Origin of the sequence: Parageobacillus sp. KH3-4, from assembly GCF_022846435.1 — a bacterium.
GTDB classification, from domain to species: Bacteria; Bacillota; Bacilli; order Bacillales; family Anoxybacillaceae; genus Parageobacillus; species Parageobacillus thermoglucosidasius_A.
Map to the genome: position 1 here is coordinate 1099188 of NZ_AP025627.1, position 22894 is coordinate 1122081.

Sequence of the window (22894 nt, forward strand, 5' to 3'; positions counted from 1 at the left end):
ATGGATGGTATCACGGTTGGAACAAGATGCAGGTGAGAGAATGGAAAAAGAAACAAAAAAGCGCTTCGTTTCTCCGCATCTCCAAGAAAACATAACGTATTTGCGTAAAAAACTTGGCGTTGGAAAAAGTTTTGATGTGATTCAGATGGATGTAGAGTATGCCGGAAGAGCAATGTCATTATTTATGATTGATGGATTTGTCAAAGATGATATTTTGCATTACTTAATGAGGAGATTGTCTTTTCTTGAGGAAAAACAACTGCAAGTACATCCGCTCGAAAAACTACTGAAAACGTATCTTCCTTACGTGGAATTAAGTAAAACGGATGATTTAGATGAAGCTGTCGATGCGGTACTCGCTGGACCGACGGCATTGGTCGTAGATGGTGTCGATTATATTATTCTCATCGATGCGCGCACATATCCTGTTCGCGGGCCGCAAGAACCTGACATTGAGAGGGTGGTTCGCGGGGCGCGTGACGGTTTTGTAGAAACGATTGTATTCAATACGGCATTAATTCGGCGGCGCGTCCGCGACCCATCATTGCGTATGGAATATTTGCAAGTTGGCCGTCGTTCCAAAACGGATATTTGCGTTTGTTATATTGAAGATATTGCCGCCCCCGAAATTATCCAGCATGTAAAAAGAGCGATTGCCAATATTGATACGGATGGGTTGGCGATGGGCGAGAAAACAGTGGAAGAATTTATTTCGGGGCGGCATTGGAATCCTTATCCAGTAGTCCGTTATACAGAACGACCAGATACAGCCGCAACCCATTTATATGAAGGCCATGTGTTAGTCATTGTCGATGGTTCCCCAAGTGTATTAATTACACCGGCAACGTTTTGGCACCATCTTCAGCATGCGGAAGAATACCGCAATAAACCGATCGTCGGCGCATATTTGCGGTTAGTTCGTTTTTTGGCGGTTTGGGCGTCCCTTTTTCTATTGCCGCTCTGGTACTTAATGATGACGGAGCCGCAATGGTTGCCCGCTTCTTTATCCTTTTTAGCAAAAGCAAAACTTGGCGATATCCCGCTGTTTGTTCAAATTGTCATGATTGAAATTGGCATTGATATGTTGCGGATGGCGGCTATTCATACTCCTTCTTCATTAGCTACTGCACTGGGGCTCGTTGCGGCACTGATGATCGGCGGGATAGCAGTAGAAGTCGGATTGTTTTCGAATGAAGTCATTTTATATTTTTCGGTGGCGACAATCGGAACGTTTGCGACGCCAAGCTATGAAATGGGGCTGGCGAATCGGATTGTTCGAATCGGATTGTTAGCGTTGACGGGATTATTTAGCATATACGGTTACATTATTGGGATTACCGCGTGGATTATTGCCCTTATGCGGATGAATTCGTTTGGCATTCCATATTTGTGGCCGTTTATCCCATTTTCTTATCGGGCGATGCGCGATGTGCTTATTCGCTCTCCGATGCCTTTAAAAAACCGGCGCCCGACGGTGTTGCATCCACGTGATCCCGATCGGTAAAACAGGCTCTATTGACGTTTTGTTCTAGCAGCCTGTTTTTCTTTTTGTTCTTTTCTTGACGGATTATCTGTTTCCTTATACATTTATATTGGATAGAAAAACGTGCAGGTGAAACAATGAAAACGGTATACGACGTGCAGCAACTTTTAAAGCGGTTCGGAACGATTATTTACGTAGGGGATCGCTTGGCAGATTTAGAGTTGATGGAAGAAGAATTAAAAGAGCTATACCGGTCGCAGCTGATTGATGTGAAAGATTACCAAATGGCGCTTTTGATATTAAGGCATGAGGCGCAAATCGAAAGAGAAAAACGAATGAAAAAGGAATGAAGCAAAACATGGCGGAAAAATGGCTTGTTGGCATTGATTTAGGCGGAACGACGATTAAAATGGCGTTTTTGACTGCAGATGGTGATATTGTACATAAATGGGAAATCGATACAGATCTTTCAAACAAAGGGGAGAACATCGTCAAACATATAGCGCAATCGCTAGAGGACACATTGCGTCGCCTAGGAGAAAGCAAAGAGCGGCTTTTGGCGATCGGGATTGGCGCGCCAGGTTCGGTGCATAAGGAAACAGGGATGCTTTATGAAGCGGTAAATTTAGGATGGAAGAATTATCCTCTCAAAGAACGGCTAGAGCGGGAAACATCGCTCCCTGTGGCGGTAGATAATGACGCGAATATTGCCGCGCTTGGAGAAATGTGGAAAGGGGCTGGCAATGGCGCGCGCGATCTTATTTGCGTCACGCTTGGCACTGGTGTCGGCGGCGGAGTAATTGCCAATGGCCAAATTGTGCACGGCGTCAACGGCGCTGGTGGAGAAATTGGCCACATGACAATGATTCCAAAAGGCGGCGCGCCGTGCAATTGCGGCAAAACCGGCTGTTTGGAAACAATTGCTTCTGCGAGGGGGATTGTGAGAATCGCGAAAGAAAAATTATCACGATGGAACAAGCCGACTTTGCTTCGCAGCGAAACTGTAACCGCCAAAGCGGTATTTGATGCAGCGAAAGCGAACGACGAACTGGCGCTCGAAGTGGTGGATGAAGTAATGTTCTACCTAGGATTAGCGTTGGCGAACGCGGCGAACGTGTCCAATCCGGAAAAAATCGTGATTGGCGGCGGTGTGTCAAAAGCAGGCGATATATTGGTGGAACGCGTCGGCGCTTATTTCCGCCGTTTTGCGTTTCCGCGCGTTGCAGAAGGAGCGACGATTGTGCTGGCGACGCTTGGCAACGACGCGGGAGTGATCGGCGGCGCGTGGTTGGCGAAAGCGTCGCTGCATATTTGATCACAAAGTGAATGCGGCAAGAAATGAAACGATTCACCGAGGGAATAGCTTTCGGTGAATCGTTTTTTGTTTCATTTTCCACATTCCTCGCTCATATGTTGAAGGTAGAACATCAGGAAGGAGAGGATGCTTTGAATATATATGCTTCTCTTGGCGACACGCTAGCGGCGTATAGCGAATGTTTTTCCGTTCCTTACGAATTACTGCTAGACTCTAATCCGCATATCAAAAAAGATCGGCTAGAGCAAGGAGAAATTGTGCGTATTCCAGGATATGAAACCGTTTGTACGTGGGAAGAGTTAGCGCATTTTTTCCCTGTGTGTAAAGAAGCTTTGCGACGGATGAAAGGAGCGGCGCAAATCGTCAACGGATCGGTACAGCTACCAAAACGCGTTATTTCCCATGTTGTTCAAGGGCAAAAGGAGTACGATTTTTCCGCGCTAAAGCAAGATATTGAAGCGCTTTGCCGCTGCTATCCGTTTGTACGCACAAGGGCGATCGGATATAGTGTGCTCGGCTTGCCATTAATCGAAATACAAATTGGGCAAGGGCCGATTCGCGTTCATCTGAACGGTTCATTCCATGCGAACGAATGGATTACATCAGCGATTATCATGACGTTTCTCAACGATTACTTGCTGGCGGTGACAAACGGCAAGACGCTTCGAGGGCATCATATGCTTGACTATTATAAAAAAGTGACATTATCGGTTGTGCCAATGGTGAATCCAGATGGAGTCAACCTCGTGTTGCACGGCCCCCCAGAGCAAGAACCGCATCGCAGTAAAGTGGTGCGAATGAACGGAGGATCCGTTGACTTTTCGCAATGGAAAGCGAACATTCGCGGCATCGATTTAAATAATCAATTTCCGGCAAAATGGGAAGTGGAACGCGCCCGGAAAATTCCGAAAGCGCCGGCGCCGCGCGATTTTCCGGGATTCGCGCCGCTTACGGAACCGGAAGCAAAAGCGATGGCCGCATTGACAGAAGAAAGTGATTTTGACATGATTGTAGCGTTTCATACGCAAGGAAAAGAGATATATTGGGGATATGAAGGGTTGGAGCCGCCTTGTGCGGAAGAAACGGCAATGGAATTTGCGAAAACGAGCGGTTATCAAGCGGTAAAGTATATCGACAGCCATGCGGGATATCGCGATTGGTTTATTCAAACATGGAAGCGAAGAGGGTATACGGTGGAACTGGGGGAAGGAGTCAATCCGCTGCCAATGGAACAGTTTACGGAAATTTACGAAGATAGCCTTGGCATTTTTCTAGCAGCGCTGTATATGGCTTGAGGAAAAAAGAAATATCGCACTATAATAGCAAATAAAAAAGTAGGGAAAGGAGAAAGAAGATGGCGATTGTTGATGTAACGGTCATTCCGCTCGGCACACCGACGCCGAGTGTCAGCGAATATGTCGCAGAAATGCAAAAAGTGCTGGAAATGTACAAACGTGATGGGAAAATCGATTTTATGTTGACCCCGATGAATACGATTATTGAAGGAGAACTGTCTGTATTGTTTGAAGTGATTCAAGCGATTCATGAAGTGCCGTTTTCGAAAGGAATCCAACGCGTGGCGACAAATATTCGCATCGACGACCGTCGCGATAAGAAACGGCGAATGGCGGACAAAATCGCAAGCGTACAGGAAAAAATGAAATAAAAAACGCAAGAGGCATGCACGCCTCTTGCGTTTTAATGCGTACCTGTCGGAAAACCGTGGTGTAATACGGTCATGACGGTAAACCAGCCAAATACGGCGAAAGCTCCAATGGCAAAAAGAATTCCGAGTATATTTTTTTCGCGCAGTGAGCGGACAATTCCGTAAAGCGCTAACAGTGTTATTAATCCGAAGATAATGACTGTGCCCATTATGTTTCCCCTCCTTTTCGAAATCGTCCGTATACAAGATTATGTAGCAAACCGACTAATTCCTTTTCATTGTAATCATTTTTTAATTATTTGTCGAGGGCGAAAATATGAATCATCTTATGATATATGCGTCTCAGCAACTTTTTATCCTTTTCCATTGTAACACGCTTTTTGAAAATATGTAAGCGGTCCACTAGCGAATGACAAATAAATAAAAATTGCGATAAAATAATGATGTGCCAATCGCTTTTAGCCGAAGCAGAGAAAGTGTATACAAGAAAGATAATCCGTTTTTGATATTACTGATGGATTTGCTGAAAACGATTTTATTTGGAATGATAAGGAGGAATCGTCATGAAATGGGAGCGCATTCCGGTTGGGCCGATTCAGGCAAATGCCTATATTTTATCACACGAGGATGGGACTTGCGTTATTTTCGATCCGGGCGGTGAAGGTGACAAAATTGCGCGGCGCATTGAAGAACAGCAATTAACGCCGCTTGCGATTTTATTGACACACGCTCATTTTGACCATATCGGCGGCATTAACGAATTAAAGCAAAAATGGGAGGTGCCGATTTATATTCATGAAAAAGAAAAAGAGTGGCTCGCTGATCCAGCTTTAAACGGATCTGCTTATTTTGGAGTCGGGCAAGTTGCCATTCACCATGAACCGACATGCTTGCGCGGGGAGCAAACGTTACAAATCGGAGCGTTTGCGTTTGAACTGTTGGAAACACCGGGGCATTCGCCAGGAAGCATTTCTTATTATTGCAAAGAGATAGAAGCGGTGTTCTCGGGCGATGTGCTGTTTTTAGGAAGTATTGGACGCACCGATTTGCCTGGTGGAAATCATGAACAGCTGTTGCGCAGCATTCATGATAAACTGCTTGTGCTGCCGGAAGAAACGATCGTATTATCTGGACACGGAAGTGAAACAACCATTGGAGCGGAGATGGATACGAATCCGTTTCTCCATGGATTTTAATGGACGGAAGGATATATCCTTCCTTCTCTTTCAAGTCAACTCTTTCATACCATAAAACGGAATGATAATAATCGTTTTCTTGACGCAAAAGCGACACGGTTTGCTGAAAAGGTCAAGTCTCGATGATTGTGTAAAATTCCACTCTCTCGATCATTGGCAAACAGAATCGCTTTTTGTCGCTTTTCTTTTTATACAATTTCTGCGCTTAATCTTCTTAAAAACAAAAAACCCTTCTTTGTAAAAAAGAAGGGTTTTTGGGGGATGTTCTATCCATCTAATGGGAGGGGATATAGTTAAGCTACTACGATAACGATATAACAATATTTTCATTATGTCAATAGTAAAAAGAGATAGAAGGAGAAGGAAGCGAGCGATGAATCCGGTTTATAAAGCGATCCAAGCTTCGGAACGGCGACGATTATCGTATGCAGATTACATGCAGCTTGCTCTATACGATGAGCGGTACGGCTATTATATGGGGGAAAGAGCGAAGATAGGAAAAGAAGGGGACTTTTTTACGAGCAGCCATGCTTCCTATGTTTTCGGCAAACTGTTCGCTTCTTTTTTTCTCCGCCTTGTAGAGAGGAATCATGTTCCTCCGCATATTTGCGAGTTTGGAGGAGGAGACGGCAAATTTGCTCGCGCTGTGTTGAACGAATGGAAGGAAAAAAGCCCCGATACATACAGAAAGCTAACATACACGATGATTGAAATAAGCCCTAAACAACGAGCAAAACAGCTGCAAACGCTTGGCGATGTTTTCGAAAAAGTGAAGCAATATAAAGATATACAGGAATTCCGGCAGCGCGCTGATTCGTTTTCGGGGATTGTGTTTAGCAATGAGTTTTTTGATGCTTTTCCCGTTCATGTCATCACAAAGGAGAACGGTACGTTATACGAGCTGTTTGTTGCGGTGGACGGCAACGAACTAGTGGAGGAAAAACATCCGTTAGAAAATGAACGCATTATCGAATATTTGCGCGAAAGGCAACTTTCTTTGACAGACGGGCAACGTTTAGAAGTGCCGCTCGCGCTGAAAACGTTTCTTTTGGAGACAGCCCAGTTCTTTCGTCATTGCGTAATGTTTACGATTGATTATGGCTACACGGACGAAGAATTACAATTGCCGGCAAGGCGGCAAGGAAGTCTACGAGGATATCATCGCCATCGGTTGATAGCCAACCCGCTTAGTCACCCCGGGGAAATGGATATAACCGCCCATCTTCAATGGGACGCGTTGCGGATGTATGGCGAACAAGCGGGATGGCAATGCGTTTCCCTGCTAAGGCAAGACCGCTTTTTGCTCGCAGCGGGGATATTACAATATTTAGAAGAACATGATGACGAGAATCCGTTTTCCGAGAAGGCCCGGCAAAACCGCGCGGTTCGTTCGTTAATCATGGATGAAGGGATGAGTGCCGTTTTCCATGTCATGATCCAGCAAAAAGGAGTGAACGTTCACTGGGATCATATATGGGTGCAACGAGAGTTTTTACAATTTTCATAAGCATCGTGCAAAAAAGAGCGGGAGAAATCGTCCTCCCGCTCTTTTTCCTTATTCGCCCATTCCCGGAACCATCATAAATGTTGTCCAATACGTAAACGCAGCAAAGAAAATCGTTAAGTACGCCCCGAAAATATAAATGTACATTCTTTCCGTCAATTTCAAAAAGCCGAGAAATAAGAAAAACACTGTTTGACCAAAGAAAATTAATGAGGTCGTATGCATATGTCCGAGATAAAACATAACTGCAAAAATTCCAGTCCAAAATGCGAGGACGCGGAACATGCGATCCATTATGTATCCCTCCTTTTTAGAAGCAAGTCCCTATCTTCCACTATTATAATGTACCATTTATATGAATGTAAATAACGCTTTCTGTAAAGTGATGTTGATGATATTTAAAATTGGCGATGGCGGCGAAACATAGACCGCTTTTCTGCCGATGGCGACAGAAAAGCGGTGAATTCGCACATCGTTAAGTGACGCGCAACATGTTTACTTTGCCGCGTCCGCACGGTAGGAACAACGGTCGCAGCCATTCGTTATATTTTCTATTTCCGCTAGTTCAATATCCGGGAAAAGAACTTCAAACATTCCTTGCAAAAAGGCGTGATGCATTTGGCAAGTAATTTCCGGTTCTTGCAGAGCGATTTCTTTAAATGGGCAGTTAAAAATTTGTAGATACATTTTCTGTTCTTTTTCATTATATTCCAATACCGGATAAAATCCTGCCGTTTCTGCCGCTTCTTTAATGATTTCCACTTTTTCGGCGAACGTTAGCTGCTGCGGGGATTTGTCATGAGGGAGTCGTTGGGCCACGAGTTCTTTTCCAAAAGTTTTTCCTGTTTCATAAAGCGCTTGTTTCCCGGCGTTTCCAAGCTTCATCATTGTTTGTATCGCAATTTTCGAAAGAAGCTGATAATCACGAAACGGAAAATGAAGTTGGATCACGTCATCAGATAGGCGATAAAGGCGGCTTGGGCGTCCTCCTTTTCCTGTTTTTTGCGTTTCCGACACGATCATATTCACATCTTCCAGTTTTGTTAAATGAAGGCGCGCGACATTTGGATGGATGTTAAACGCTTCTGCAATTTCTTGAACCGATACTTTCTTATGATTTTTTATAATGTACTCATAAATATGGTAACGCGTTGGATCCGATAATACGTTCGTAATTTTTAATGTTTGGTCCATTCCTTTTCACTCCTAAATCAATCATTACGTTTTTATTATAATACAACGGTTTTTTTGAAGGGAATGGTATTTATCGCTGCTATCGTCAATATCGTGAAAAGTTCATGAAATGTTCATGAAAAATTTTTATGTTTGAAGCAGGAAAAGAAAAAAATAAGTCGAAATACTTAAAAAAGAAAGGGGGAATGGCATGAGCAAATGAACGAAATCGAATATCTTGCTGATCGCCTCATCAAAGAAGCGAGTGTGCTTCATGTGTCTGATATTCACATCGTTCCGCGCAAAGACGATGCAGCAGTGCGTTTCCGGCTTGATGGATTGCTGATGGAAAAAGAAGTGCTCACAAAAGAAATATGCGAGCGCCTTATTACCCATTTTAAGTTTTTAGCTGGAATGGACATTGGAGAACGTCGCCGGCCGCAAAGCGGAGCGATGGAAACGAAGCAACAAGGAGAAATCATTCACTTGCGCCTTTCCACATTGCCGACATCTTACGATGAAAGCCTCGTTATTCGGCTTCTTCCGCAAAACTTGTTTCTTCCTCTATCACAACTTTCTTTATTCGCCAATGCCGCAAAAACGTTACTTTCCCTTTTTCAGCAACCTCAAGGGCTAATCATTTTCACAGGACCAGCCGGTTCAGGAAAGACGACGACATTGTATACGTTGCTGCGCGTCTGCCAATCCGAATGGAACCGCAATGTCATCACATTGGAAGATCCCGTTGAAAAGCGAATCGACAATATATTGCAAGTGCAAATCAATGAGAAAGCAGGAATCACATATGCAAACGGCTTAAAAGCGGCTTTGCGGCACGACCCGAACGTCGTTATGATCGGTGAAATCCGGGATGCTGAGACGGCAAAAATCGCGGTACGTTCCGCGCTGACGGGACATTTGATAGCGTCAACGATGCATACGAAAGACGCTGTTGGGGCGATTTACCGTTTGCGTGAATTCGGGATTCCGCTTCACGATATTGAGCAAACGCTGCTCGCCGTGACAGCGCAGCGGCTTGTCGATTTAGTCTGTCCGTTTTGCGGAGAACATTGCTCGCTATTTTGCCGCAAATATCGCAAAATTCGCCGCGCCGCCGTTCACGAACTGCTTCATGGGGACGCGCTGTCTGGCGCAATTCAATCCGTACAAAGCGGGAGAAAAACGTATCACTACTATACGCTGCAAAACGCTATTCGAAAAGGAATTGCTCTCGGATTTTTGCCGCCGCGCCTTCTTTGCGCCAAGGGGGGAGAAAATGAATAAACGAAAATGGTCGCTGCGCCAGCAAGGGATGTTTTTAGTACGGCTTGGTAACTTGCTTGAAAAAGGGTATTCATTATTGCAGGCGATTGAATTTTTAGAAATGCAGCAGCCGCTTTCCCACCGCCGGGACTTACAGCGTTGTCTTGATCATCTTCGTTCTGGGCTGCCATTTTATCAATCGATTGATTCGCTTCATTTTCATCGGGAAGCAATCGGCTACTTGTTTTTCGCGGAACAGCACGGGGATTTGCCGCACGGAATCGCGGAAGCAGGAAAAATGCTGTTACACAAGGCCGATTATTTGCAAAGGCTCCGGAAAACGAGCAGCTATCCGCTTCTTTTGCTTCTCTTTATGGTAATGATGCTAGCGCTCGTGCAACATATGCTGCTCCCTCAATTTTTCAAGTTTTCTGCATCTTTCGCTTCTTCTCCATCTTCCTTTACCTCCCTTTTCCTGCAAATTGTTTCTACCATTCCCGACATGTTTGTTGTTTTATGCATTTTGCTCCTCGTCTGCTTTCTTTTATACGTCAGCTGGTTTCAAAAACTCGCGGTGCCCGCACAAATCCACATCGTAATGAAAATTCCGCTGATTCGTTCTTTTGCAAGGCTGTATTTTACGCATATGTTCGCGATGCAATTAGGCCATTTATTACAAGGCGGTTTATCGGTTTACGAAGCGCTGCAAGTATTTGCGCGGCAGGAAAATTTGCCGTTTTTGCAAGAGGAAGGAAAAGGGATGAAGGAACAGCTTGTAAAAGGAATCGCGTTAGATGCGATTATCTCCTCACGCATGTACTATGAACAAGAACTGGCGCTTGTTATCCGCCACGGTCAGTCAAATGGGGAATTGGCCAAAGAATTAAGTCACTATGGTGAGTTTATCTTTCAAACAATGGAAGAACGGATAGAAATGTCGATGAAATTTATTCAACCGATATTGCTTTCCTTCGTGGGCATTCTCGTTATTTGCATGTATTTAGCAATTTTGCTTCCAATGTTTTCAATGATGAGTCATTTGTAGGAGGGGATTTCCATGAATGAAAAAGCGTTCACATTGATTGAAATGTTAATCGTGTTAATGGTTATTTCTGTTTTGTTGCTCATCGTCATTCCGAATATAACGAAACATAATGGCATGATTAATAACAAGGGCTGCGAAGCATTCGTAAACACCGTCCAAGCTCAAGTAAAGGCGTATGAAATGGAACATAACAAAATTCCGACGATACAGCAGCTCATTGATGAAAATTATATTAAGTCAGATCAGTGTCCAAACGGACGCAAAATTCAAATCAATAGCGATGGGGAAGTACGTGAAAGCGGTGCGTAATCATGGCTTTACCCTCATCGAAATGCTTCTCGTTTTGGCCGCCGTCACCGTATTGATGGCGCTATCTTTCCCTTTTTTCAATCGCGTTGCGGAACAAAAAACAGAATGGTATATCATCACGCAGCTTCGCGATGACTTGTTGTATGCACAACAATATGCGATGACACATCAGACGCCGGTAGCGGTTACGTTTGCGGAAAACCGTCCAGAGTATCGGATTGACGAAATGCAAGAAGGGAAAACGATTTTAAAACGATCGATCTCTGGAAAATGGAAATTTCAACTCACTACATTGACAATGCCGCTCATTTTTTTAGAAAACGGCAATGTCAATAAAGCAGGATCGCTATTGTTAAAAGGGAAAGACAAGACATATAAAATTGTATTTTTATTAGGAAAAGGGAGGTTTTATGTGCAAAAAATGTAATGGCTTTACCTTAGTGGAAGCCGTTTTTGCCTTGGCGCTGTTGCTTGTCGTTACAGCGGTACTATTGCCTTTATTTACACAAATTATGCTGGAACGCGAAAATGTTGCGTTAAAGGCAAAGGCGCAACAAATATTGGACGCGGCATTATACGAAGAAAATATACGGCAAGAAACGACTATAGCGGAGGGACGGACAACGTTTGTCATTCATTCCGATTATGAAGAAAACAATATATGGAAAGTATGCGTGCGCTGGAACGACTACGCAGGCCGTAGCGCAGAAAGGTGTGGGTATGCCAAACGATGATCGATTCACGAGAAAAAGGATTTACTTTTTTGGAAATGCTGCTTGTTATAGCGATTGTTTTGCTTATGACGTCCTTGTTGCCGCTTCTTTTCGATGCTCGTTTGTTTAAGTATGAAAACATTAATGGATTTCATCGCATCGAATGGGAAATTTTTGTACAACAGCTCAAAAAAGAGTTAAATGAGTCGAAGCAGTGGAAAACGAGTGGCACAACATTATATTTAGAAAAATTTACAGGAGAACAAGTCAGCTTCGAACTGTATCAATCATCCATTCGCAGACAAGTGAACGGCACAGGCAATGAAACGGCGCTACAATTTGTCGAAAATGTCACATATATATTGGCAAATCGCGGAATTTTTCTTCGCGTAACGTCGTTGGAAGGAAAAACATATGAAGCGTTTATTTCCCGACTTTTTTAGTAAGGTGGCGGTGGGTAATGAGAAATCAAAGCGGCGTGATTTTTCCGATCACAGTCATGGTTTCCTTTTTCTTTCTGTTAGCGCTGTCTCATGTGCTCACGTTGTATCAGGTGGAAATGGAAGCAATGGCGTACGAACAACAATCTCGTGAAGTTGATGAAGTGATGCAAATGGCCGTTTTTGACGTCAAAAATCAGATTGCCACTTTTCCTGATTTGCAAAGGGATAAAGGTGTTTTCGCTTATCCGGTCGGAAAGGCAAATTATACATGGGAAAAAATCGACGAAACGAAAATAAAAGCGGTGATTTCCGTTCATTCCGATGAAGGGATTCGCCGTAGCGCCACGTTTATCGTTTTATTTCCATCGCTTGATATTATCGAGTGGATAGAAAATCATTCGTCGTAAACAGTTAGCGATTGCGAAACATATCGTATGCTGTTAAAAAGCGATAGGGTAGTGCATTTATTCTGGATTTGTAGGCGGAAAACAAAGCGGTTGCAATGGATGACGGATGATCGATGGAGATGGTTTTCGGAGGCTCACTGATAGAGAAGCAGAGATGATTAGCAAATCAAACGGTGAAGAAAATAGTAAAAGAAATCGCAACAACGTTTAAAACAGAAAAAGAATGGAAAAGCTAAGCGAAAAGGGGGGACGGCATATATGTCGACAAACGATTACGTAAAGTTTTTTACGCAACAGCTCGTAACCTATATGGACTTGCCGAAAGAAGAGCGCATCAAAAAACGGATGCAGCGCAAACGAGAGAAGCCGCCGATGTCGTACCGATGGTTTGGGTTGATTCCTATCTCCCTTCGCCTCCTGTTTCGGCGCCATTCGTAAAGGAGCGTTTCTTATCATCGACGCTCCTTTTTTTAATATGAAAATGGATAAAGGATAAAACAGAACGATTAGGAGCGGGGATGCAAATAAAATAGTCCACCGTTAATGACGGAAACGATGATTCTCGGTTTATATTGCTCTTCAAGCGCTTCTTTTTCAATATAATAACATTCCGGTTTTTCTTCCATTCCTTCATAAAAATGGTCAAGAAGCGCCAAATCTTCCGCCCATCTTTTTTTTGCCTGTTCCGCCCATGTATGATCGTCTTGTGAAATGCGCTTGTAAATGTATCGCTCTAAGCGTCCGATACCGCTCATTGGTTTAATAAGCGGGGAAATCGTAAAACAATAATCAGGTATTTTCGGGACAAGCTTCAACTTTTGTAACCGGTCATGAAATTGTTCGATGATCGTTCCGCTAATTAGGTGCAAGCCGAGTGATAACATGTTGTCTTTCTTTCTGTCACACTGGTAGGCAATTTTCACATTTAATCCGAGCCAAGGATGAAGCGGAATGTGCGATTGTTCGGAAGAAGCCGCTTCCTCATATAAGCGGATGAAGCTACCGCGTTTTTGCGCGGAGCGGAAAATTTGATGCAATCTCGGTGAACCAAAATGCAGCCGTTCCCCTTGCAGAGAGTTTGTTTTCTCCGTTTGCTTTGTAATAAGCGTTAGCTGCATCGGCGCAGGAGCCCCTCCGGTCTGTTCGATATAATGCCAATAAAACGGGCGGTTCATTAATTCTTTATCCATTTCCACCGACAATTGCACTTGAATATATCCATCACCTGCTTCGAGAATGTCGCATTCATTGGCGCGAAAATACCGTTCTAAAAATTGCTGAATCTCATGTTGCTGCATATTGTTCCCCTCCTTTGGCAAGCTGGTCTGCTAGCTCAATCATCGCGATAATATTCTCCATTTTAATTTTCATTTCTCCTTCGCTTTGGGAGTTCAAAAACGCGTCTTGCAAATAATGTTCCAAATCGGCGAAATTCATTTTTGCTAAAATGTCGTCCAACTGGCCGATTACCCGTTCAAATAGGCGGATTTTTTCATATAGAAGCGTCAAAATATGTTCTTCCACGGTATTTTTTACAGCAAAATTGTAAATGTATACATCGCTTGTTTGCCCGAGCCGATGAACGCGGCCGATTCGCTGTTCGAGCCGCATCGGGTTCCAAGGCAAGTCATAGTTGATGACATGGCGGCAAAATTGCAAATTAATGCCTTCTCCGCCCGCTTCGGTTGCGATAAAAACTTGCGCGTGATTTTTAAACAACTCTTTCATCCAGTCTTTTTTTCCGCGTTTAAATCCGCCGCGAAACGGGACGGAAGAGATGCCGTGCTGTTTCAAGAACCATTGTAAATACAGCTGGGTTGCCCGGTATTCGGTAAAAATAATGACTTTTTCCTGAATCGATTGAATGAGCTGCAGCGTTTTTTCTGCCTTTGAATTGACGGAAACGGCATTGATTTTTTCCATTAGCTTGTGGAAGGAATCTGGAATCTTTCCTTCGTGTTTGTCCATCATGTTTTTTACGGTTACAAATAACGCTTCGCGGCTGCTGCACGCTTCTCGCAACATTGTAATGAGTGAAAATGGTGTGCCAAATGACAGCGCTCCGTCGTATTTTAACGCTTGTACAGCCTCATACAATTCCCGCTCCTCTTTCGTAAATTCAATGAGCACAGTTTTTACGTGGCGCTTCGACCATTCGATGCGGGTATCAACGCGGCGGTTGCGAATCATCACTTTATTCACAAGTGCTTTTAAATGTTCATTTGTTTGGAGAGTGCGCGTTTTTCCGTACGTTTTTGCAAAATATTCCGCGTTTCCTAAATGCCCGGGCTTCAGTAAGGAGACAAGGTTAAAAATTTCTTCAATCCGGTTTTGAATCGGCGTCGCCGTTAAGAGCAAGCAAAATTTCTTTTTTAAATTTTGGACGAACTCATAGTTTTTTGTTTTATTGTTTTTCAGTTTGTGCGCTTCATCAATAATGACCATGTCGTATTGCTGCTTGTAAATGATTTCTCGATGCGGGCTTTTTTTGGCCGTGTCGATCGAGGAGACGACGACATCGCATTGTTCCCAGACGTAGCTTTTTTTCTGTTGCACCGCAGGAATAAAAAACTTTTCATTCAGCTCCATTACCCATTGCGACACAAGTGAGGCAGGGACGAGAATCAATGCTTTTTTGACTAATCCGCGGATCATATATTCTTTTAAAATAAGACCTGCTTCAATCGTTTTGCCAAGCCCGACTTCATCAGCGAGAATCGCTTTTCCATTCATGTGTTCAACGACTTGCCTTGCCACTTCCAGCTGGTGCGGAAGCGGAGTCAAATGCGGTAAATGTTTTGGCGCCTGCAGACCGTCAAACTCGGGCACGATCAAATGAGTAGCGGCTTCCAGCGCTAACTCATACATTTCCCAGCTGGACCAAGGCCCGTCTTTTTCGATTCGTTCGATAAATTCCTTCTTCCACGTTTCGTCCATTTCGATGTCGACCATTGCACCCACTCCCTTATTTTTACGAACATTACATTTACATATTTTTTAAATATACGCATATTAAATGTTATTTTCCGTTTTATTGCAGTAAAAAGTTCGGTTATTTTTTTGTTGCCGTGATCGATTTTTTGATGGTAGTATATTAGTAAAGTTAGAAAGTTAAAATTTATTTTGCGATTTTTACTAATAGTGTGCCCATTTTCTTGAAAATTATATATCGCGGCGGATGAGAACAAGGGGAGAGACTACGCCACGTAGCGCCGAAGGAGCAAGCGGAAACGCGAATCTCTCAGGCAAAAAGACTCTTGTTTGACGCAGCTCTGGAGAGTGTTCACGATCCGTGAACCACCAAAGAGGAAACCTATTGTCAATAGGGAAACTTTCAGGTGCCAGGACAGAGCCTTCACTCATCATGAGAGGGGGGAGTCTGTCCTTTTTGCGTTTATGTAAAAATTTAGGAGGGAACGCAATGCTAAAACGCACGCCGTTATTCGCTGTTTACAAGCGTTATGGAGCTAAAATGATCGATTTTGGCGGATGGGAGCTCCCTGTCCAATTTTCCAGTATTAAAGAAGAACATGAAGCAGTGCGCACGCGCGCCGGTTTATTCGATGTATCACATATGGGGGAGTTTGTCGTCAAAGGAAATGACAGCCTTTCGTTTTTGCAAAGAATGATGACGAACGATATAGCGAAATTAGGAAACGGCCGTGCGCAATATACGCTGATGTGTTATGAAGATGGCGGAACGGTGGATGACCTGTTAATTTATAAAAAAGCGGATGGCCATTATCTTCTCGTTGTCAACGCCGCCAATACCGAGAAAGATTTTGCATGGCTGAATGAACACTTAGTTGGTGATGTGGAGCTAGTCAACATTTCTCAGGAAATTGCTCAGCTTGCTTTGCAAGGGCCGCTTGCAGAAAAAGTGTTGCAAAAACTAACGAATACGAAGTTATCGGCAATCCAATTTTTCTCGTTTCAAGATGATGTAAATATTAACGGTGTGAAAGCGCTCGTTTCCCGCACGGGTTATACCGGGGAAGACGGATTTGAAATTTATTGCCGCGCAGAAGATGCCGTAGCGCTCTGGGACACGATTTTAGCAGCAGGAAAAGAAGAAGGCGTGCTTCCATGCGGACTGGGTGCGCGCGATACCCTCCGTTTTGAAGCGGCATTGCCGCTTTACGGCCAAGAGCTGTCAAAAGATATTACGCCAATTGAGGCAGGGCTTGGATTTGCGGTAAAAACGAACAAAAATGCCGATTTTATCGGAAAAGACGTGTTAAAAAAACAAAAAGAAGAAGGAACGGCGCGAAAACTGATCGGCATCGAAATGATTGACAAAGGCATTCCGCGCCACGGCTATAAGGTATTTGCCAATGGGGAAGAAATCGGCTTTATTACGACAGGCACGCAATCGCCGACATTAAAGAAAAATATCGGTTTAGCGCTGATAAAATCGGAATTTGCCGAGGTCAATACGGAACTGGAAATCGAAATCCGCAGCAAACGTTTAAAAGCAAAAGTAGTCGCGACGCCGTTTTATAAGCGGGCGAAGTAAGAGGAAAAAGGGGAGAAGGGACATGCTTCATCGCTATTTGCCGATGACAGAAGAAGATAAGCGGGAAATGTTGAAAGTAATTGGCGTTGATTCGATTGATGATTTGTTTGCCGATATTCCGGAAAGCGTGCGTTTTCGCGGCGAGCTAAATATAAAAAAAGCGAAATCGGAACTGGAACTGTTTAAAGAACTGTCCGCGCTTGCCGCGAAAAACGCGGATGCGAAAAAATATACGTCTTTTTTAGGCGCAGGAGTGTACGATCATTACATTCCGGCAATTGTCGATCATGTGATTTCGCGTTCGGAATTTTACACGGCGTATACCCCGTATCAGCCGGAAATCTCGCAAGGCGAACTGCAAGCGATTTTCGAGTTTCAAACGATGATTTGCGAGCTGACGGGGATGGATGTGGCCAATTCTTCCATGTACGATGGCGGCACGGCGTTGGCGGAAGCGATGCTGTTAAGCGCGGCGCATACGAAAAAGAAGAAAGTGCTACTAGCGAAAACCGTTCATCCGGAATACCGTGATGTCGTGAAAACATACGCAAAAGGGCAGCGGCTTCATGTAGTGGAAATTCCGTTTCAACATGGTGCAACCGATTTAGAAGTGTTAAAGGCGGAAATGGATGATGAAGTCGCTTGCGTCATCGTTCAATATCCAAACTTTTTCGGACAGATCGAACCGCTAAAAGACATCGAACCGATAGCCCATAGCAGCAAAAGCATGTTCGTTGTCACAAGCAATCCGCTTGCTCTCGGCATTCTTGCTCCGCCTGGAAAATTTGGCGCAGATATTGTCGTCGGCGATGTCCAGCCGTTTGGCATTCCAATGCAATTTGGCGGACCGCATTGCGGCTATTTTGCCGTCAAAGCCGAATTAATGCGGAAAATTCCGGGCCGCCTTGTCGGACAGACGACAGACGAGGAAGGGCGCCGGGGGTTTGTGCTGACATTGCAAGCGCGCGAGCAGCACATTCGCCGCGATAAAGCGACGTCCAATATTTGCTCGAACCAAGCGCTGAACGCACTCGCCGCGTCGGTGGCGATGACGGCGCTTGGCAAAAAAGGCATAAAAGAGATGGCGACGATGAATATACAAAAAGCGCAGTACGCGAAAAACGAATTTATTAAACATGGATTTGCTGTGCCGTTTACCGGTCCGTTTTTCAACGAATTCGTTGTCCGTCTTCATAAGCCGGTAGCGGAAGTAAATAAGCAGCTTCTGCAAAAAGGAATCATCGGCGGCTACGATGTCGGCCGCGATTATCCGGAATTGCAAAACCATATGTTAATTGCGGTGACCGAATTACGGACAAAAGAAGAAATCGACACGTTCGTAAAAGAATTGGGGGATTGCCATGCATAAAGATCAGCCGCTTATTTTTGAATTAAGCAAACCGGGCCGCATTGGCTACAGTTTGCCGGAATTGGATGTTCCAGCTGTCCGTGTCGAAGATGTCGTGCCGGCCGATTATATTCGCACAGAGGAGCCAGAACTTCCAGAAGTGTCCGAACTTGATATTATGCGCCATTACACCGCGCTGTCCAAACGGAATCACGGCGTTGATTCCGGTTTTTATCCGCTCGGTTCGTGCACGATGAAATACAATCCGAAAATCAATGAAAATGCCGCCCGCCTCGCGGGATTTGCCCATATCCATCCGCTTCAGCCCGAGGAAACGGTGCAGGGCGCGCTCGAATTAATGTACGATTTGCAGGAGCATTTAAAAGAAATCACCGGGATGGACGCGGTTACGCTACAGCCGGCCGCAGGAGCGCACGGCGAATGGACGGGGCTGATGATGATTCGCGCGTACCACGAGGCAAACGGGGATTTCCAGCGGACGAAAGTGATTGTTCCTGATTCGGCCCATGGAACGAATCCGGCTTCGGCAACGGTAGCCGGTTTTGAAACCGTCACGGTCAAGTCGACGGAGGATGGGCTTGTCGATTTGGAAGATTTAAAACGCGTCGTCGGTCCGGACACAGCGGCGCTGATGCTGACAAACCCGAATACGCTCGGCTTATTTGAGGAAAATATTTTAGAAATGGCAAAGATTGTGCATGACGCTGGCGGAAAACTGTACTATGACGGGGCCAATTTAAACGCGGTGTTAAGCAAAGCAAGGCCGGGGGACATGGGCTTTGATGTCGTACACCTCAATTTGCATAAAACGTTTACCGGTCCGCACGGCGGCGGTGGCCCAGGCTCCGGCCCAGTCGGGGTTAAAGCAGACCTTATCCCGTTTTTGCCAAAGCCGGTCGTGGAAAAAGGCGAAAACGGCTATTATCTCGATGATGACCGCCCGCAGTCCATCGGCCGTGTGAAGCCGTTTTACGGCAACTTCGCCATCAACGTCCGCGCTTACACGTATATTCGTTCGATGGGGCCGGACGGTTTAAAAGCGGTGGCGGAATATGCCGTGCTAAATGCCAATTACATGATGCGCCGTCTCGCCGAATATTACGATTTGCCATATGATCGCCATTGCAAGCACGAATTTGTCTTGTCCGGCAAACGGCAAAAGAAACTCGGTGTCCGCACGCTCGATATCGCCAAACGTTTGCTTGATTTCGGCTTCCATCCGCCGACGGTATATTTTCCGCTTATTGTCGATGAATGTATGATGATCGAGCCGACGGAAACGGAATCGAAAGAAACGCTCGATGCGTTTATTGACGCGATGATTCAAATCGCCAAAGAAGCGGAAGAAAATCCGGAAATTGTCCAAGAAGCGCCGCATACGACCGTCGTGAAGCGGCTCGATGAAACAAAAGCGGCACGCAAACCGGTTTTGCGCTACCAAAAGCAATAAAATGAATGTTGCAAGCGATTCATTCCGCTGGGAATGGATCGTTTGTTTTTATACATTAAGAATAAGAAAAAGTAGTAAAATAATAGTAAAGGAAGTGAGAAGATGCTCATCGGCTACATACAGGAAATCATGCGTTATCCTGTCAAATCGTTTCAAGGAGAAAGTGTACAAAAAACGAGAGTGATGGATTACGGGCTGTATGGTGATCGAAGCCATGCATTTTTGGATGAAACGAGGCCAGGGAAGTTTTTAACGATTACGCAATTTCCAGAAATGACTCAGTACCGCTCGAAATTTAGCGGTGAAGAAAGTTTAGAGGAATATCCAGCCGTGGAAATCATTGCTCCAGACGGAACTTGCTATCAATGGGGCGATAAAGAACTGACAAAGGAAATCGAAAGGAAATCAAAACGGAAAGTCTCCTTCATTCGTTATGCTCCCGATCATGTTCCTCTTGGAGCAATTGAAGAAGAACATATTCAATTCGTAACGGACGCTTCTGTACAAAAGCTGGCGGAAATATGGGGGAAACGGGTCGATTATCGACGGTTTCGCCCGAATTTATTGCTGTCATTAGTTCATAAAGTGCCTTTTATCGAGGAAACGTGGTTTGGGCGGCGACTGAAAATTGGCAAAGAGGTAGAAATTCAGATAAAAAGGCATTGCGAACGGTGCATGATTATCACTGTTGAACCGGAAACAGGGGAAAAGGATCATTCGCTATTAAAAACGGTTGTCCAACACCGAAATAATTATTTTGGCGTTTATGCTTCTGTCATCAAGACGGGAGAAATTCATGTCGGCGATGAAGTGTATCTTTTAGACTAATGGCTGCAGGATAAATACGGACTTGTTTCGAGAAGCAATGTTCATATCTGAAACGGACAAGTTCCTTTCTCTGCAAAAATGTAAAAGAGATGAATTCATCTGCTTTTTATTGACATAAAAATTATGTTAGTTTAGTATATAAACTAATGTGATTAAACAGAAACAGTGATTCGTTTTTATTTTTGCACATCATAGAGGAAATAAAAGACTGGGCAACACCGACTGAGTAGAGTGCGGAATCCGTTTTGGCCGTGGGCGATCGGCGGATGACAGGAAAAAGTAAACGCCGAAGAATTGCTGCGTGCGTTTGCGTATGTCATGGCTCACGAGATAAACTGTTTTCATATAGCCGCTGTCGATGGATATTGGCCAGAGGCTCATCCGCCTATTCGCGCGGCATACGAAAAAAGGTTGCAGAAGGAATGAACGTATATGGTGCGAACAGGAAATATAGGACTCGTCAAAAAAATCAATAAACAGATCGTATTAAAGCTGATTCGCGAAAAAAATAATATTTCGCGGGCGGAGATCGCCAAAATCACCGGATTAAACAAGGCGACGGTATCAGCGTTAGTCGATGAATTAATTTCCGAACATTTTGTCAGCGAAAGCGGAATTGGCGTTTCCACCGGCGGACGCCGGCCGCTCATGCTCCGTTTTAACGAAGCGGCTGGCTCATTAATCGGCATAGAGTTAGGGGTCAACTACATTTATGCTGTGTTAACTGATTTAAATGGCGAAATCATTTGGGAAAAGATGTGCCATTTCCGTGCCAATGAAAAGCAGGAAGCAATCATTCAAAAAATGATCGCGATGATTCACGAAGCCATTCGCCAGGCGCCGACTACTCCGTATGGAATAATGGGCATCGGTATTGGCGTGCCGGGGATTGTAAATACAGAGGAAGGGATTGTCATATTTGCGCCAAACCTTCATTGGGACCATGTTGCTCTCGCTTCCATTCTTCAAAAACAATGGCCAAATTATCCGATTATTATTGAAAACGAAGCCAAACTGGCGGCGCTTGGCGAGAAATGGTTTGGCGCCGGCAAAGAGTTTGCGAATTTTGTGTATATCAGCGCGGGAATCGGGATCGGCGCCGGGATCATCATTCACAACCAGTTATACCGCGGTATTGATGGCATTGCCGGCGAAATCGGTCATCATGTCATTGACATTCACGGCATTCGCTGCAGCTGCGGCAATAACGGATGCTGGGAGATGTACGCGTCAGAAAAGTATATCCAGCGCCGGCTCGAACAAGAAAATTATTATTCCATGCTAGAAGACTTTTCTGTGGAAAAAGTGCGTGCATTGGCCGAACGCGGCGACAAGAAAATGGCGCAAATATTGGCGGAGGTCGGCCGCTACCTGGGGATTGGCATTTTACATATCATTTATGCGTATAACCCGGAAGCCGTTATTGTCGGCAGTACGATTGGCAAGGTGGGCAAATGGGTGCTGGAGCCGGCACGGGACGAAGTCAAAAAAAGGATATTAGTGAAAAATGGGAACGGCCCGTTCATTATTCCATCGCAGTTATTGGAAAAAAGCTGTGCAATTGGCGCTGTGGCTTCCGTATTAGAAAAAGTAGTGATGCCTTCGGAGTTAGAAGTCATTTCATAGCAGTCTAACCGGGTGCCCTAAAAGTTTTTTAGGGCACCTTATTTTTGCATAATAAATTCTTCACTTTGGCAGAAAGCAAAGCGGTGCCGACTGTTTTCTTTTATGGACGGCAATAAGAAAAAAGGATAGATGAAAGCAGTCCACAGCTCTCATCTATCCTTTTTAACTGCCATTAAGCTTTTTTCTTGATTTTCCCCGTCCACGTTTTAAAACCGCCTTTTAAATGGTACAAATCGCGATAGCCTTTGCGGTACAGCATTTGCGCGGCGCGGCCGCTGCGCAGCCCGTTTTGGCAGTATAAGTAAATTGGCTGATCTTTTCGCAACTCTTTCATGCGCATGCGCAGTTGGGTCAAAGGAATATTGCGCGCCCCTAAAATATGTCCAGCCGCAAACTCATCCGGTTCGCGGACGTCAATTAATTGCGCTTTGCGGTAACCGGCGCGGAATTCTTCTTCCGTCAACGCTTTCACCATTTTTCGCTGCATCAAGTAGGTGACGACCGAATAGATGATAATCGCGCCGAGAATGATCAATAGTACTTTCACAAACCAGTCCTCCTTTTTGTACATTCGCTAACATCTATTAT

At 44.6% G+C, this 22894-nt stretch carries 26 protein-coding genes and 1 riboswitch; of the genes, 20 read left to right on the plus strand and 6 right to left on the minus strand.

Annotation, left to right across the window (positions count from 1 at the left end):
* Positions 1-40: 40 nt before the first annotated feature.
* The 5 genes from MWM02_RS05665 (at position 41) to MWM02_RS05685 (ending at position 4464) form a co-directional block, all read left to right on the plus strand.
* Positions 41-1504, plus strand: a complete 1464-nt coding sequence (locus MWM02_RS05665) for a spore germination protein (protein WP_244403134.1) — start codon at positions 41-43, stop codon at positions 1502-1504.
* A 116-nt stretch (positions 1505-1620) separates the two neighbouring features.
* Positions 1621-1833 carry a YqgQ family protein gene (locus MWM02_RS05670; protein WP_064549832.1) on the plus strand — a complete coding sequence of 71 codons (213 nt, stop codon included), beginning with the start codon at positions 1621-1623 and terminating at the stop codon, positions 1831-1833.
* An 8-nt stretch (positions 1834-1841) separates the two neighbouring features.
* The gene (locus tag MWM02_RS05675) at positions 1842-2798 is read left to right on the plus strand and encodes an ROK family glucokinase (protein ID WP_064549833.1); all 957 of its coding nucleotides are present in this window, start codon (positions 1842-1844) and stop codon (positions 2796-2798) included.
* Between the two features lie 131 nt (positions 2799-2929).
* Entirely contained in the window at positions 2930-4093 is a 1164-nt protein-coding gene (locus MWM02_RS05680; RefSeq protein ID WP_244403135.1) for a M14 family metallopeptidase, read from the plus strand.
* Between the two features lie 59 nt (positions 4094-4152).
* Positions 4153-4464, plus strand: a complete 312-nt coding sequence (locus MWM02_RS05685; protein WP_064549835.1) for an MTH1187 family thiamine-binding protein — start codon at positions 4153-4155, stop codon at positions 4462-4464.
* 32 nt (positions 4465-4496) lie between these two features.
* Here the strand turns inward: MWM02_RS05685 and MWM02_RS05690 are convergent, their stop codons facing one another.
* The gene (locus MWM02_RS05690) at positions 4497-4673 is read right to left on the minus strand and encodes a DUF2759 domain-containing protein (RefSeq protein ID WP_064549836.1); all 177 of its coding nucleotides are present in this window, start codon (positions 4671-4673) and stop codon (positions 4497-4499) included.
* Positions 4674-5027: 354 nt separating this feature from the next.
* Between MWM02_RS05690 and MWM02_RS05695 the strand changes: the two genes are divergently transcribed.
* Both MWM02_RS05695 and MWM02_RS05700 read left to right on the plus strand, forming a co-directional pair.
* A complete protein-coding gene (locus MWM02_RS05695) occupies positions 5028-5660 on the plus strand; it encodes an MBL fold metallo-hydrolase (protein ID WP_064549837.1) in 633 nt (210 codons plus the stop codon).
* Positions 5661-6033: 373 nt separating this feature from the next.
* Positions 6034-7167, plus strand: a complete 1134-nt coding sequence (locus tag MWM02_RS05700) for a class I SAM-dependent methyltransferase (protein ID WP_244403136.1) — start codon at positions 6034-6036, stop codon at positions 7165-7167.
* A gap of 48 nt (positions 7168-7215) precedes the next feature.
* Here the strand turns inward: MWM02_RS05700 and MWM02_RS05705 are convergent, their stop codons facing one another.
* Both MWM02_RS05705 and MWM02_RS05710 read right to left on the minus strand, forming a co-directional pair.
* The gene (locus tag MWM02_RS05705) at positions 7216-7458 is read right to left on the minus strand and encodes a DUF2626 family protein (protein WP_008879854.1); all 243 of its coding nucleotides are present in this window, start codon (positions 7456-7458) and stop codon (positions 7216-7218) included.
* 201 nt (positions 7459-7659) lie between these two features.
* Positions 7660-8358, minus strand: coding sequence for a helix-turn-helix transcriptional regulator (locus tag MWM02_RS05710; RefSeq protein ID WP_064549839.1), 699 nt, complete (start codon positions 8356-8358; stop codon positions 7660-7662).
* A gap of 198 nt (positions 8359-8556) precedes the next feature.
* Here MWM02_RS05710 and comGA point away from each other — a divergent pair, with 198 nt between their 5' ends.
* The 8 genes from comGA (at position 8557) to MWM02_RS05750 (ending at position 12955) form a co-directional block, all read left to right on the plus strand.
* Positions 8557-9621, plus strand: coding sequence for a competence type IV pilus ATPase ComGA (gene comGA, locus MWM02_RS05715; protein ID WP_244403137.1), 1065 nt, complete (start codon positions 8557-8559; stop codon positions 9619-9621).
* Complete coding sequence (gene comGB, locus MWM02_RS05720) at positions 9614-10645, plus strand: competence type IV pilus assembly protein ComGB (protein ID WP_064549894.1); 1032 nt, start codon at positions 9614-9616, stop codon at positions 10643-10645. The genes comGA and comGB overlap by 8 nt, the downstream gene beginning before the upstream one ends.
* A 12-nt stretch (positions 10646-10657) precedes the next feature.
* Positions 10658-10954 carry a competence type IV pilus major pilin ComGC gene (comGC, locus tag MWM02_RS05725; protein WP_064549895.1) on the plus strand — a complete coding sequence of 99 codons (297 nt, stop codon included), beginning with the start codon at positions 10658-10660 and terminating at the stop codon, positions 10952-10954.
* On the plus strand, positions 10938-11381 hold the full coding sequence (gene comGD / locus MWM02_RS05730) for a competence type IV pilus minor pilin ComGD (RefSeq protein WP_244403139.1): 444 nt from the start codon (positions 10938-10940) through the stop codon (positions 11379-11381). The genes comGC and comGD overlap by 17 nt, the downstream gene beginning before the upstream one ends.
* Entirely contained in the window at positions 11365-11688 is a 324-nt protein-coding gene (gene comGE, locus MWM02_RS05735; RefSeq protein WP_064549897.1) for a competence type IV pilus minor pilin ComGE, read from the plus strand. The genes comGD and comGE overlap by 17 nt, the downstream gene beginning before the upstream one ends.
* Positions 11685-12110 carry a competence type IV pilus minor pilin ComGF gene (comGF, locus tag MWM02_RS05740; RefSeq protein WP_244403140.1) on the plus strand — a complete coding sequence of 142 codons (426 nt, stop codon included), beginning with the start codon at positions 11685-11687 and terminating at the stop codon, positions 12108-12110. Before comGE ends, comGF begins: the two co-directional genes overlap by 4 nt.
* Positions 12111-12127: 17 nt before the next feature.
* A complete protein-coding gene (gene comGG, locus MWM02_RS05745; protein ID WP_064549899.1) occupies positions 12128-12517 on the plus strand; it encodes a competence type IV pilus minor pilin ComGG in 390 nt (129 codons plus the stop codon).
* A 258-nt stretch (positions 12518-12775) separates the two neighbouring features.
* Positions 12776-12955, plus strand: coding sequence for a YqzE family protein (locus MWM02_RS05750; RefSeq protein WP_064549900.1), 180 nt, complete (start codon positions 12776-12778; stop codon positions 12953-12955).
* Between the two features lie 68 nt (positions 12956-13023).
* Here MWM02_RS05750 and MWM02_RS05755 read toward each other — a convergent pair whose 3' ends face one another.
* Both MWM02_RS05755 and MWM02_RS05760 read right to left on the minus strand, forming a co-directional pair.
* Positions 13024-13815 carry a YqhG family protein gene (locus MWM02_RS05755; protein WP_064549901.1) on the minus strand — a complete coding sequence of 264 codons (792 nt, stop codon included), beginning with the start codon at positions 13813-13815 and terminating at the stop codon, positions 13024-13026.
* The gene (locus MWM02_RS05760; protein ID WP_064549902.1) at positions 13802-15469 is read right to left on the minus strand and encodes a DEAD/DEAH box helicase; all 1668 of its coding nucleotides are present in this window, start codon (positions 15467-15469) and stop codon (positions 13802-13804) included. Before MWM02_RS05760 ends, MWM02_RS05755 begins: the two co-directional genes overlap by 14 nt.
* 226 nt (positions 15470-15695) lie before the next feature.
* Positions 15696-15784: riboswitch (glycine riboswitch) on the plus strand.
* Positions 15785-15938: 154 nt separating this feature from the next.
* On the opposite strand from MWM02_RS05760, the gene gcvT reads away from it, so the two are divergent.
* From gcvT to MWM02_RS05785, 5 genes are all read left to right on the plus strand, one after another.
* Entirely contained in the window at positions 15939-17033 is a 1095-nt protein-coding gene (gene gcvT / locus MWM02_RS05765; protein ID WP_244403142.1) for a glycine cleavage system aminomethyltransferase GcvT, read from the plus strand.
* A 22-nt stretch (positions 17034-17055) separates the two neighbouring features.
* Positions 17056-18402 (plus strand): aminomethyl-transferring glycine dehydrogenase subunit GcvPA, encoded by a 1347-nt coding sequence (gene gcvPA / locus MWM02_RS05770; protein WP_244403144.1) that lies wholly within the window; start codon positions 17056-17058, stop codon positions 18400-18402.
* Positions 18395-19852, plus strand: a complete 1458-nt coding sequence (gene gcvPB / locus MWM02_RS05775) for an aminomethyl-transferring glycine dehydrogenase subunit GcvPB (protein WP_064549905.1) — start codon at positions 18395-18397, stop codon at positions 19850-19852. The genes gcvPA and gcvPB overlap by 8 nt, the downstream gene beginning before the upstream one ends.
* Positions 19853-19954: 102 nt before the next feature.
* The gene (locus tag MWM02_RS05780; RefSeq protein ID WP_064549906.1) at positions 19955-20680 is read left to right on the plus strand and encodes an MOSC domain-containing protein; all 726 of its coding nucleotides are present in this window, start codon (positions 19955-19957) and stop codon (positions 20678-20680) included.
* A gap of 432 nt (positions 20681-21112) precedes the next feature.
* Positions 21113-22306, plus strand: coding sequence for an ROK family transcriptional regulator (locus MWM02_RS05785; RefSeq protein WP_064549907.1), 1194 nt, complete (start codon positions 21113-21115; stop codon positions 22304-22306).
* Positions 22307-22478: 172 nt separating this feature from the next.
* Here MWM02_RS05785 and MWM02_RS05790 read toward each other — a convergent pair whose 3' ends face one another.
* A complete protein-coding gene (locus MWM02_RS05790) occupies positions 22479-22853 on the minus strand; it encodes a rhodanese-like domain-containing protein (protein ID WP_064549908.1) in 375 nt (124 codons plus the stop codon).
* Positions 22854-22894 lie beyond the last annotated feature (41 nt).

Bases quoted from the DNA above. Each gene is read 5' to 3' on its own strand.
- MWM02_RS05750 (WP_064549900.1), top strand. From the start codon at position 12,776: ATGTCGACAAACGATTACGTAAAGTTTTTTACGCAACAGCTCGTAACC.
- comGF (WP_244403140.1), top strand. From the start codon at position 11,685: ATGATCGATTCACGAGAAAAAGGATTTACTTTTTTGGAAATGCTGCTT.
- comGE (WP_064549897.1), top strand. From the start codon at position 11,365: ATGTGCAAAAAATGTAATGGCTTTACCTTAGTGGAAGCCGTTTTTGCC.
- MWM02_RS05780 (WP_064549906.1), top strand. From the start codon at position 19,955: ATGCTCATCGGCTACATACAGGAAATCATGCGTTATCCTGTCAAATCG.
- MWM02_RS05670 (WP_064549832.1), top strand. From the start codon at position 1,621: ATGAAAACGGTATACGACGTGCAGCAACTTTTAAAGCGGTTCGGAACG.
- MWM02_RS05760 (WP_064549902.1), bottom strand. From the start codon at position 15,469: ATGGTCGACATCGAAATGGACGAAACGTGGAAGAAGGAATTTATCGAA.
- MWM02_RS05690 (WP_064549836.1), bottom strand. From the start codon at position 4,673: ATGGGCACAGTCATTATCTTCGGATTAATAACACTGTTAGCGCTTTAC.
- MWM02_RS05665 (WP_244403134.1), top strand. From the start codon at position 41: ATGGAAAAAGAAACAAAAAAGCGCTTCGTTTCTCCGCATCTCCAAGAA.
- MWM02_RS05705 (WP_008879854.1), bottom strand. From the start codon at position 7,458: ATGGATCGCATGTTCCGCGTCCTCGCATTTTGGACTGGAATTTTTGCA.
- comGG (WP_064549899.1), top strand. From the start codon at position 12,128: ATGAGAAATCAAAGCGGCGTGATTTTTCCGATCACAGTCATGGTTTCC.
- MWM02_RS05785 (WP_064549907.1), top strand. From the start codon at position 21,113: ATGGTGCGAACAGGAAATATAGGACTCGTCAAAAAAATCAATAAACAG.
- gcvT (WP_244403142.1), top strand. From the start codon at position 15,939: ATGCTAAAACGCACGCCGTTATTCGCTGTTTACAAGCGTTATGGAGCT.
- gcvPA (WP_244403144.1), top strand. From the start codon at position 17,056: ATGCTTCATCGCTATTTGCCGATGACAGAAGAAGATAAGCGGGAAATG.
- MWM02_RS05685 (WP_064549835.1), top strand. From the start codon at position 4,153: ATGGCGATTGTTGATGTAACGGTCATTCCGCTCGGCACACCGACGCCG.
- comGA (WP_244403137.1), top strand. From the start codon at position 8,557: ATGAACGAAATCGAATATCTTGCTGATCGCCTCATCAAAGAAGCGAGT.
- MWM02_RS05675 (WP_064549833.1), top strand. From the start codon at position 1,842: ATGGCGGAAAAATGGCTTGTTGGCATTGATTTAGGCGGAACGACGATT.
- comGB (WP_064549894.1), top strand. From the start codon at position 9,614: ATGAATAAACGAAAATGGTCGCTGCGCCAGCAAGGGATGTTTTTAGTA.
- MWM02_RS05755 (WP_064549901.1), bottom strand. From the start codon at position 13,815: ATGCAGCAACATGAGATTCAGCAATTTTTAGAACGGTATTTTCGCGCC.
- MWM02_RS05700 (WP_244403136.1), top strand. From the start codon at position 6,034: ATGAATCCGGTTTATAAAGCGATCCAAGCTTCGGAACGGCGACGATTA.
- comGC (WP_064549895.1), top strand. From the start codon at position 10,658: ATGAATGAAAAAGCGTTCACATTGATTGAAATGTTAATCGTGTTAATG.
- gcvPB (WP_064549905.1), top strand. From the start codon at position 18,395: ATGCATAAAGATCAGCCGCTTATTTTTGAATTAAGCAAACCGGGCCGC.
- MWM02_RS05710 (WP_064549839.1), bottom strand. From the start codon at position 8,358: ATGGACCAAACATTAAAAATTACGAACGTATTATCGGATCCAACGCGT.
- MWM02_RS05695 (WP_064549837.1), top strand. From the start codon at position 5,028: ATGAAATGGGAGCGCATTCCGGTTGGGCCGATTCAGGCAAATGCCTAT.